General features: G+C 43.1%; 6 protein-coding genes and 1 pseudogene. All 7 read right to left on the reverse strand.

What is annotated here, in order from left to right; genetic code table 11:
* Window positions 1-1,366: S41 family peptidase (locus WBA23_RS05575; protein ID WP_424581262.1), on the reverse strand; the 1,366-nt coding region annotated here is incomplete at its 3' end.
* Between the two features lie 568 nt (window positions 1,367-1,934).
* Window positions 1,935-2,099, reverse strand: a complete 165-nt coding sequence (locus WBA23_RS05580; RefSeq protein WP_424581263.1) for a hypothetical protein — start codon at window positions 2,097-2,099, stop codon at window positions 1,935-1,937.
* Window positions 2,100-2,122: 23 nt separating this feature from the next.
* The gene (locus WBA23_RS05585; RefSeq protein WP_424581265.1) at window positions 2,123-2,962 is read right to left on the reverse strand and encodes a DUF4249 domain-containing protein; all 840 of its coding nucleotides are present in this window, start codon (window positions 2,960-2,962) and stop codon (window positions 2,123-2,125) included.
* 6 nt (window positions 2,963-2,968) lie between these two features.
* Entirely contained in the window at window positions 2,969-5,596 is a 2,628-nt protein-coding gene (locus WBA23_RS05590) for a TonB-dependent receptor (RefSeq protein ID WP_424581266.1), read from the reverse strand.
* A 3-nt stretch (window positions 5,597-5,599) separates the two neighbouring features.
* Entirely contained in the window at window positions 5,600-6,601 is a 1,002-nt protein-coding gene (locus WBA23_RS05595; protein ID WP_424581267.1) for a FecR family protein, read from the reverse strand.
* Between the two features lie 55 nt (window positions 6,602-6,656).
* Window positions 6,657-7,190 carry an RNA polymerase sigma-70 factor gene (locus tag WBA23_RS05600; protein WP_424581268.1) on the reverse strand — a complete coding sequence of 178 codons (534 nt, stop codon included), beginning with the start codon at window positions 7,188-7,190 and terminating at the stop codon, window positions 6,657-6,659.
* 320 nt (window positions 7,191-7,510) lie between these two features.
* Window positions 7,511-8,050, reverse strand: a pseudogene (locus WBA23_RS05605) (restriction endonuclease subunit S); the annotation flags it as partial.
* Between the last annotated feature and the right edge of the window lie 50 nt (window positions 8,051-8,100).

Raw genomic sequence — 8,100 nt, forward strand, 5'->3', positions numbered from 1 at the left:
TTCCACTCCCGTGCTTTACGGTTCTATCTTTGGTATAGCGACTTATTTTTACAAACGAAATCAGTATTTTGATTTTTGAATTTGGTAACGTGTAAATTATTGGATATCCACCAGTTTGCGTGTAATATCCTCCACCTGTTTCTTCTCCAACTAATATGATACCTTGATTTTTACAGAATAGAGCAAAACTTGAACCTGCCGAAAAGGTTTTCCCACCAATCAATACGTAAGTTTTTCCTTTAAACCTTTTCTTGTTTGGAATCATTAATGATTCATTCTCGTCGGTTATTGCTACCCATTCGTTTTCTTCCTTTGAAGCATTTTGGTAATACTTTTCAAAAAATGTTTCGTACGTATATCCGTTCACTAAATTTTGACTATGATTCACTTCCGGAAGGCTAGAAGTAGTTACGCTTGAAGACTGTTGTTGCTTAAATGGCCGATGTGCTATGTATGAAAAAGCGTTAATACTATTTAATGGATACCCGCCTTCATTTTGTCTGATATCAATAATCAGATTCTCAGCTTTTTTCCGATTGATGTTTTTAAAAATAACTTTTAGTTCAGATTGAAAATTTTCAACATCTAACTGGAAAGAATTCATTGTCAAAACGGCTGTATTAACAGAATCAATAAAATATACGAACGGTTCTTTTTTCCCTATTGTGTTTTTTACAAATTGAGCTTTATTTGAAGCATTATGATATACTGAAAAATAGGAGTTTCTATTCACAAATCTGCCACTAATATTTTCAAAAGATTGACTTTTAATGTTCTTCGTTACCTCCTCATTAGTAGACGTTTTGTATTCTATTTGATAGGAATCTTTAGTGCCAAATTCATAAAAATGTAGAATACCAAATTCTCGTTCTATCTGTCTATCTTTTTTGCTCGTATTATATCCATCTGACGGAGCATATTTCAAAAACCTATTTCTTAATTCTGTTGCGCTGATGTTATTTACGGAAATAATTTCAGCCCCTATTGGAATTCCAAAATCATCTGTATCAGTATAAAATTTTCCATCGATTATTTTTAGCAACAATGGAAATAGTTTAGGTATTGAAGTTAGCTGTGGGCGCATAACTATTAAGTGTCCATCTCTGGCGTAGTCTGTCAGCTCTGTTATGGATTTGTATAAATCATTATTCCTTTTGATAGTCTTTATTTTTTCATTTTCAAAGTCTGTAAATAAGCTATCCCATTCGGACCGAGAAGTATATTCATAAAGGCTAGGATACCCTTGGGTCAAAATGTTTTTTAGAATAGAGTAATCTTCCATTACTTGTTCTTTAGTCAATTTGTCCTGACCAAAAACATACAGGGGGCAAAAAATAATTACGAATAGTATGGGTTTTGTTTTCATCTTGCGTGTGGTAACGGTTTACAAGCCGTTACCTTCAGTTTTAAAGTGAATTTATAACATCGTGTCCGTTATTTATTTCTGGGACAAAAGCCTTTAATTTTTTGGGTGTATACCACTTTGCAACTCCGTATTTCGCAGCCGAATAATTGAGCACTACATCTTCTCTTTTACCATTTTCAAAGTGTGAATAAGACTTCAAATTTGTCACATCTGGTAGTCTTTTAAATTATCAGATTTTATTCTTAAAGAATCTATTGAATGATAACTTCTATGGTCTACTTGCATGGCTAATCCTTCATCAAACCAAGTTGGTAATTTAAATTCTCTATTAAAAAAACCTATCCTTTCATATAACTCCGTAAGATAAACCCAACTTGCTGCGTAAGTCAGTTGTGTGGGATGCCCGCTGCCACGGTGGCCGCGTTTATTTCCAGTATATTTTTTCCCTACTTGTTTTCACGTAATAGCGTATCTAGTGGACTGATCATGTGCTGCATGTACTGATTATGCATCATTCGCTAACTGCATGCGTAAAAGTATCAGTAGTTTTTCTATTCTACAGCGGCTACTACGTATAGACAGACCGCTCGGGGCTGCTTTTACGGCCAGATGAATATTTCTCATCGCACCTGTTCATATCTAAATTCTTCAACGATCGCTCAAACTGCTGATAATACGCTTGATTAGGGCTATTGAATACTTCTATTGAACTTCCTTTTCTGTCTTTCTTCATTGTATGTTTAATTTTTGCTATCTCTACTCACCGACTACTACTGAGTCGCGAACTACTGACGAAGCTCCGAAAAAACCCAATGCGTAATTCTGCTCGTCGGTTACATTAGTAATATTTCCTCGTACTGGATCAGGCGGGGTGTCAAAGAGCCCACCGACACCCGCAGTAAGCTGTTGTACCCGAATCAGGAAATCTCCAAAATCTTCTGAGATCGAGAGCTGCTCTAACGTAAGTTTATCTCCTACCGCCATCGTTCTCTCTAAAATGAATTCCGTTACTTTAATCTGCTCCCCATCTACAAATTCGTCCGAAAAAGCTACTATGTCTTCGGGGCTACTTTGTAGCGTGTCATTTATATAAAACTTCCAGCGGTAGTAGTCCTCCGAATTCTTTAAATCAATAAATTCCCAGGCAGGATAGTAGCCTTCGTCTTCTACGTCGGGCGAGTCTCTGAAAACCGTATACACCGTATCTAGTGGGGCTACCGGAAATAACGCTTGAAGGGTGGATTCGTAGCGTTGCCCCTCGCTGGTTTCTATCCTTAGTGTGTAGTGCTGACCAACTGCCCCCCGAAAATCAGCTTGGTATACCCCCGGTTCAGCTTCGGTGTAGTTGAAGGTTTCACCCGTTTTGGTTTCTACCGATACTGCCGCCTCCGTTTCAGGTGGTAGATCGCCTGACTCAAAGTAGGGTGCTGAATTTTTTAATAAGACCGTTTGCATATCTCGGTCGTCATAGACCCAACCGTCCACTACTAGTCGGGGCTCACCCCTGGGAGCTTCTACCTCAATCACATCTTCGCAAGCCGCCAGTAGTCCGCAGCTTAGCAATCCCAGTAGATAATAGCGTTTTAATTTCTTCATAGTTAATTAAAATGTAAAGTTGTAAGTAACCGAGGGAATAATGTTGCCGAAGATAGATAGCTGCACCGCTTCGGTGGCGTTAGGATTGTTTTCGTTCGGGCGAAAGAATACTGAGTAGGGATTTCGACGAGCGTATACGTTATACAATCCGAAGTTCCAGCTACTGCGCCACCGTCGGCCAGGTTTGGGTTGTGGCTCGTAATTGACCGACAAATCCAACCGGTGATAGTCGGGGGTGCGAGCGCCGTTGCGCCCGGTATAGTCGGGTACGACAATGCCGTCGTACTCAAATCGCCCCGTAGGAATGGTCATTGGGCGACCCGTCATATACGCAAAGTTGGCCGAGGCATTCCATCGCTTGTTGATATTGTAGTTAAGCACCACGGATACATCGTGGGGCTTATCATAGTTAGAAGGGTAGTATTCGTTATTATTAATCCCGTCTACCTGCCGCTCAGTACGTGAGAGCGTGTAGCTGATCCAGCCCGTCCAACGTCCGCGAGGCTTCTTTAGTAGCAGTTCCAATCCGTAGGCCCGTCCTTCCCCTTCCAGCAGTTCGGTTTCTACGTTTTCGTTTAGAATCAGTTCCGCACCGTTCCGAAAATCAATCAAATCTTGAAATTGCTTATAGTATACCTCCGCTGAGAATTCAAACGTGTTTTCCCGAAAATTACGAAAGTAGCCTAATGCCACCTGATCGACAATTGCCGGGCGAATATAGCGATTAGCGGGTGTCCAGAGGTCAATAGGAGTTGCTGCGGTAGTATTAGAAACTAGCTGTAAGTACTGAAACATACGGTTATAGCTTACCTTCAGTGCGGTTGCTTGATTTAATGAGTAGTTCAGCGAAAAACGAGGTTCCCAGCCATCGTAGAATTTGATAATCTCCCCTGCCCCGTACGATACCGTATCGACCACCGCATTGTCGGGAGACGGATTATTGTTCTCATACGCAAACACATCGCGTTCTCCTACATTCATAAACGCCGAGTACCGCAACCCGTACTGTAGTGTAATTCGGTCGCCAAACTTTTTCTCATGGCTGATATAGGCTGCCGCCTCAAGCGCGTGTTCTTTGTCAATTTCTAAGGGCGATTCCGGCGGTTCATCAGCCAGACGAATAGTTACACTGCCTGGGTTAAAGTCGTACAGAATACCACTCACTCCAAAGTCTAGGGTGCTACTGGGTGAAGCAAAGTAGGTAAAGTCCGCTTGAAGATTACGGTTCGTCACTCCTGACTGCCACTCAAACTCCTCCAGCGTAGCATCTCCGCTGTTCTCCGAAAAGGCCAGCTCGTAGTTGTAGTCGCTATAAATTGCCGTAAAGTTAGAAAATAGCTTATCGCTAAACAGGTGGTTCCAGCGTAAAGTACCCGTCCGATTACCCCAGGCAAATCGCACCCCGTCTACAGCTCCGCTGAACACATCTCGGCCAAAATACCCGGATAAATACAGCCGGTTGCGATCGTTAATTTTGTAGTTAATCTTCGTGTTTAAATCGTAGAAGTAGACGATGCTACTATTGATGTCTTCGTTGTTAGACAAGCGAAGAAACAGGTCGCCGTAGGAACGGCGGCCAGCGATCATAAATGAGCTTTTATCCTTCTGAATGGGCCCTTCCAAAAGCAGGCGACTGCTAATCAGCCCGATCCCTCCTTTTAATCCGAACTTCTTCGTATTCCCTTCTTTCTGCCGGACGTCCAGTACCGAAGAGAGCCTCCCGCCGTACCGAGCGGGAACCCCTCCTTTGTATAGTTTAATATCTTTGACAGCATCGGGGTTAAAAACCGAGAAAAACCCTAACAGGTGCGAAGAACTAAACACGGGGGCTTCATCCAGTAGAATCAGGTTTTGGTCTACGCTACCGCCTCGTACATTAAAACCGGGTGCACCCTCCCCGACGGTAGAAACCCCCGGCAGTAGTTGAATGCTACGGATCACATCTACCTCACCCAGCAAGGCGGGCATCTTCTGAATGGTTTGAATATCCACCTTGGCGGTACTCATTTCCATTTCCTGAACTTCCGGAACGGTCTGATTGACAGTGACCACAATTTCTTCTAGTTGTACCTCTTCGGAGGCCATCTCAATATTAAGGGTCTGGTCTTCCTCAATGGGTACAGTCAATGTTTGTCGTTGATAACCAATGTAGCTCAATATTAACGTGTAATCAGCAGGCAGCACTGAGAGTGAGTAGTAGCCATAGGCATTGGTAACCGTACCCGTTTCTAGCTCCTGAACGTAGACCGTAGCCCCAATCAGTTCTTCACCGGTGGCGGCATCGGTTACGTAGCCACTAATGGTAGCTTTTTCTTGTTTTACCTTTTTCTTTTTTTTCCGCTTCTCCCGCAGAATCAGTACTTTCTCATTCGCCGTCTTATATTGAATTTCGTATTCGCTACTGATGAGGTCTAGGAAGTAGCGCAGGGAACCTTGCTTTTTAGCAAGCGTCACCTCGGACTCGAGGGGGATACGGTTGCTGTATGAGAACGTATATCCGCTCTGGGAATCTAGCTCTTTTAATAGATTCTTAAGCGTAAGGGTATGTTTAGTAAGCGTTACCTCAGCATCGAGCGAAGCTGGGATCTGCGAGGACACGCTTAAGCAGATAAGTGCTAATGATAGTAGTTTCATGAGTTAGTTAATGAAAAATGTAATCTGATTACCTTTGTGGGTGTAATTAATATCAAGGACCGTAGCTACTTCTTGCAGTACCGCCGATAACGGCTGACGCTGAAAAGTGGAAGTAAGCCGCAGCTCGCGTAGCGCTTGGTTCTCAATTTGTATGGCTATTTTGTAGTGGCGAGCTATATCCTGAACCACTCGGGGGAAGAGCGTATCGTCAAAGCGCAGCGTACCGGTTTTCCACGACAGGTAGTTAATATCACTGTTCGTAGATTCTTGTAATTGTGATCCGGGTTGGTAGGTGCCTACTTCATCAGGAGTAAGTAATAGTGTATCCTCTTGGTAAGAAAAGGCTACCTCTCCGGAGTTGACGGTCACTTTCACTTCTTGTCCGACCTGTTTCACGTTAAAACTGGTACCCACTACGCGAACTGTCGTAGAATCAGCGCGTACGAAGAACGGAATCGCGGCATTGGGTACTACTTCAAAGTAGCCTTCTCCGATTAGCTGGACCGTACGGGTTTGCTTCCCAAAGTCTTCATTATAGGTGAGCGTAGCTCCTTGGTTTAGATACGCTTGGCTGCCATCGGGTAAAGCTATTGGTAGTAAACTGTCCTGGGCTACATAATTGTACTGAGCTAATTGAGTAGCGTCGGGCGAGTTAAGCTGTCGTACCCCCCAGATAGTAACAATCAATAATGTCACCACGGCAGCCACCTGCCAACCCCATCGGTATACAGCAGATAATTTTCGTACTGGAGCCGCGGCTTTCTGGGGAACTCCCTGCATCTTATTCCAGAGTAGCATCCAGTCAGCTTGCGTATCTAGTTCAGATAGAGGACCAACCTGGCCTGCCTGCTCCCATAGTTCGCATAACTGTTCCCACTCTCTTCTATTTTCAGGGCTATATTGAATCCACTGTAGTACGGCGGCTTGCTCTTCGGGGCTTAGTTGCTCTTTTGCTTCTAAGTAGCGAATTAGCAAGATGGGGTCTAATGGGTTATTTTGTTCCATACACCTCTGAGACAGACCTCAGTGCTGAAACACGTATCCGCTTATTTAAAAACTTTTAGTTACCCGTCAAAAAGCCTACAATCAGTAGGAAAAGGGCTTTTCGAAGCAGTTTAAGGGCTTTGCTGATTTGAGTTTCCACGGTGCGTTTAGAAAGATTGAGTTGATCGGCAATTGCTTGGTTACTCAAGTCTTCAAAGCGGTTCATCGTGAAGATACGCCGACACTGGTCGGGAAGTTGTTCTATAGCTTGGTAGATTCGCTGTTGGGCTTCAGCTTCTTCCAGCCCATCAGCATATTCAGCCTCAGGTTGGTAAATAGCAGCTTCCTGATGATGATGGCTTCGCCGCTTTTCCTGATCAATGGAATTCAGGCAGGTACGATAGACAGCCTTAAACAAGTAGGCCTTAAGCGATTGCTGAATAACCAGGGTTCTCCGCTTCTGGTATAGTTTAATAAATACCTCTTGCACAATTTCTTTAGCGGTGTCCATCTCGCCTACGTACTTAAATGCAAAGGTAGTTAACCTGGGGTAATACTCCGTAAATAGGTCTTTATAGGCTGCCTCGTCACCGCACTGAACTCCGGTCAAAATCGCTTCATCAGTTAAAGATAAAGCAGGTTCGATTAACCTCGCAATAGTATTGTTATTTGGGATCAATGTAGTAGGAATAATATTGCATGTATCAGTAAGAAACTAAAAGACTTAAGCATTTATCGTATAGAAAAACTCATCTACTGCTTCTGAAGGTGATCCGTTCTAATGCGTTCCGTAACTCTATTAATACTGACATATCTTGAGGCTTAGAGGTAAGATTTTTACCGGCCCTCGTAGCTGGTCAATTTATGTGCCACAATAAATTACGACTTCTTTTCGCTCTATCAGACGATAACTACTGTAAGAAGTGTCCACTAACGAACGCTTCCGTTCGGAAACGGGCTCCACCCTTCCGGAATCACCCCCAACTCACTAGGTACCATTTCTCCGCCAGAAGATTGGTAGGGTTCACCATTTTCATTAGGGAATTCAAAGTCTACAAACCAGCGTTTGAAGATGGTTCTGGCCAGTTCTTCCAGATTTTGATTGATGCGGTTGTTGAGTTCTATTTTATCATCCAGGCTGGAAAGAATTTCGGCTATGGCTTTCTGGGTTTTTAGCGGTGGTAAAGAAAGCGGTAATTGATAAAAATCTTCTCGGCTTGTAGATGGAATTGCTGAACCGCTATCCATTCCATTAATATCTACCGTTAAAAGATTATAATAGGCATACTCTAAGTCAGTAATTGGCCCTTTTGGTTTCAAAAAAAATGCTTTATCTATTACAAAAAAAGGTCTATCGCAGTAATGCACCCCTCTGTATGCACCTTTTCGCCCAATAATTACCGAAGGAAAATCGCATAATGGTTTTTCAGTAGAGCCAATAGGTCCGTTTGTCCCAAATACTGGTACATTTCCATTTCCTTCTCTATAATTAGGGCTTCCTCAGATAGCTCAAGATCTGT

The sequence above is a fragment of the Tunicatimonas sp. genome, assembly GCF_049647865.1.
Classification (GTDB): Bacteria; Bacteroidota; Bacteroidia; order Cytophagales; family Cyclobacteriaceae; genus Tunicatimonas.

Bases quoted from the DNA above. Each gene is read 5' to 3' on its own strand.
- WBA23_RS05580 (WP_424581263.1), bottom strand. From the start codon at position 2,099: ATGAAGAAAGACAGAAAAGGAAGTTCAATAGAAGTATTCAATAGCCCT.
- WBA23_RS05585 (WP_424581265.1), bottom strand. From the start codon at position 2,962: ATGAAGAAATTAAAACGCTATTATCTACTGGGATTGCTAAGCTGCGGA.
- WBA23_RS05590 (WP_424581266.1), bottom strand. From the start codon at position 5,596: ATGAAACTACTATCATTAGCACTTATCTGCTTAAGCGTGTCCTCGCAG.
- WBA23_RS05595 (WP_424581267.1), bottom strand. From the start codon at position 6,601: ATGGAACAAAATAACCCATTAGACCCCATCTTGCTAATTCGCTACTTA.